Origin of the sequence: Kitasatospora sp. NPDC057512, assembly GCF_042802135.1 — a bacterium.
Classification (GTDB): Bacteria; Actinomycetota; Actinomycetes; order Streptomycetales; family Streptomycetaceae; genus Kitasatospora.
On sequence record NZ_JBHVET010001064.1, the window covers coordinates 1 to 2,127 of the forward strand.

Annotated in this window: 4 protein-coding genes; 2 read left to right on the top strand and 2 right to left on the bottom strand. The window is 68.4% G+C overall.

The window, feature by feature from the left end:
* Positions 1-39: 39 nt before the first annotated feature.
* Together ACFU6K_RS37605 and ACFU6K_RS37610 are read right to left on the bottom strand one after the other, a co-directional pair.
* The gene (locus tag ACFU6K_RS37605) at positions 40-243 is read right to left on the bottom strand and encodes a DUF397 domain-containing protein (protein WP_380670938.1); all 204 of its coding nucleotides are present in this window, start codon (positions 241-243) and stop codon (positions 40-42) included.
* Complete coding sequence (locus tag ACFU6K_RS37610; protein WP_380670940.1) at positions 233-1,102, bottom strand: helix-turn-helix domain-containing protein; 870 nt, start codon at positions 1,100-1,102, stop codon at positions 233-235. Before ACFU6K_RS37610 ends, ACFU6K_RS37605 begins: the two co-directional genes overlap by 11 nt.
* 248 nt (positions 1,103-1,350) lie before the next feature.
* On the opposite strand from ACFU6K_RS37610, the gene ACFU6K_RS37615 reads away from it, so the two are divergent.
* Both ACFU6K_RS37615 and ACFU6K_RS37620 read left to right on the top strand, forming a co-directional pair.
* Positions 1,351-1,743 (top strand): ATP-binding protein, encoded by a 393-nt coding sequence (locus ACFU6K_RS37615; RefSeq protein ID WP_074001039.1) that lies wholly within the window; start codon positions 1,351-1,353, stop codon positions 1,741-1,743.
* Positions 1,740-2,015, top strand: coding sequence for a hypothetical protein (locus ACFU6K_RS37620; RefSeq protein ID WP_380670942.1), 276 nt, complete (start codon positions 1,740-1,742; stop codon positions 2,013-2,015). The genes ACFU6K_RS37615 and ACFU6K_RS37620 overlap by 4 nt, the downstream gene beginning before the upstream one ends.
* The last annotated feature ends 112 nt before the right edge of the window (positions 2,016-2,127 follow it).

Genomic DNA, 2,127 nt, shown 5'->3' on the forward strand with positions numbered 1-2,127 from the left:
GCCCTGCGTACTCCGCAGGGCCGCCCGGCAAGAAACGCTTCAGGAACCGGCCGGGAACTCGCCCGCCCGGACACCGGCGACGAAGGACTGCCACGCCTCGGGGGCGAAGGTGAGAGCCGGGCCGTGGGGATCCTTGCTGTCACGGACAGGGATGGAGTCCAGAAGCCCGCTGGCGACCTCAATGCAGTCGCCACCTTCGCCACCGCTGTAGCTGCTCTTGTGCCATGCCAGGTCAGCTGTCATTGCGATAGTTCTCCTTCAGTAGCCGAGCCATCCAGGTAGCAGACTCCTGTGGGCTCATCGACATCTCGGTCAGCCGGTCGAAAACGAACTCGTGCCGCGCGATATCAGCTTCCCTCTCCAGATAGAGGCTGCTGGTCAGCGCTTCGACGTAGACGAGGTGACCGGGCACGTCCGAGAACGAGAGGATGCGGAACGACATGCTCATCGCAGCGTGCGCGCCGGCGCTGAGCGGCAGCACCCGGACGGAGAGGTTCGGTCGCTCGACAAGCTTCAGGAGATGCAGGATCTGGTCGCGCATCACCCCGGGGCCGCCGACGGGCCGACTCAGCGCCACTTCGTTGACGACCGCATGGATGACGGGCGGGTCCGTTCGGTGGAGGACTTCCTGCCGTTGCAGCCTGAGTTGCGACCGCCGATCGACAGCGCCCTCTATGTCACCGCCCTGCCCCACCAGGGAAGCGCGGAAGATCGCGCGGGAGTATTCGGGAGTCTGGAAGAGCCCCGGAATCAACTCCGTCTCGTACGAGCGAATCCGCGCGGCGTCGGCCTCAAGGCCCACGTAGGTCTGGAACCAGTCCGGCAGGGTGTCCGCGTAGTCGTGCCACCAGCCGCGCTGCGTGCTGCGGCGGGTCAGCGAGATGAACTGCCGCAACTCGGCCTCGTCGCTGACGCCGTACAGTTCGAGCATCGCGCGAATGTCTGATTCCTTCAGAGTCGTCTGGCCCGACTCGATCCGCGACACCTTGGTTGCGCTGAAGCCGAGCTCGTCCGCAACGGACTTGGCCTGACGCCCGGTCCGTTCGCGCAATCGTCGCAGCTCGGAGCCGAGCCTACGGCGCAGCACGGTTGGACTGTCCACGCTCGTCGCTCCCTCTTGGTTGACGTCGGGTCACAGTCTGCCACCTCCCTCGGTGATCACAAGACTCTTGCGATCCCACGCAATTGCGCGGGAGTGCGCTTGCGCAATGAAGCCATCGCAGAGCATGCTACCTGGAGTAGCGATTCAGGTCCCCTGAGTGACCATGACTGACCTGCCGCCGGGCATCCCTATGCCTTCGCCCGACCCCCGCATGGCTTCAAACTCCGCGTCTGGAAGGTGGATTCGCCATGTCCTGCCACTCCTCCACCACCTGGCTGCCGCGCAGCCGCCGCTCCCCCGGCGAGGGGCGCTCCCTCCTCGCCTCGCTCCTCGCCTCCACCCCCGCCGGTGAGCCGTACCGCGACTCCGGGCTCCTGATCGTCTCGGAGCTCGTCACCAACGCCCTCGTCCACGGCACGCCGCCCGGCCACCGCATCTACCTCTCCCTCGACCTCGACCCCGCCCGCCTGCGCATCGAGGTGCACGACGCCCGGCGGAACCGCGAACCCGTCCTGCGCGCCCTCACCCTCGACGGCGAGGCCGGACGCGGCCTCCACCTCGTCAAGTCCCTCTCCACCCGCACGGGTTGCTCCCCGCGCGAGCACACCGGCAAGATCGTCTGGTCGGAGGTGGCCGCGTGAGGGCCGATCACGACGTCCTCGTGGAGATCCCGGGCCACCACCCGCCCGCCGTCCACACCCTCAGCGACGACCTCCTCCGCCGGCTCTGGGACTCGGTCTGCCACCGCCCGATGTCCCACTTCCAGCACTACGCCCTGGAGCGCCGCCTCACCGGCCCCTGCGCCCGGCGCGACATCATCCGCGACCTCGCCGACGAGCCCGTCCTCGTCATCCCCGCCGGCGACCGCGAGATCCGCATCAGCTGGGCCAACCCCGCCCAGCAGCCCACGTGATCGGCCACGTGGGCTGCTGATGCCCGGACCGCCGCAGCGCCGGCCCGTTCGCTCCCCGCTCCACTTCGACGACGGCTGCGTCGCCGCCCGCCGCGAGAAGTCGGCCGATCCG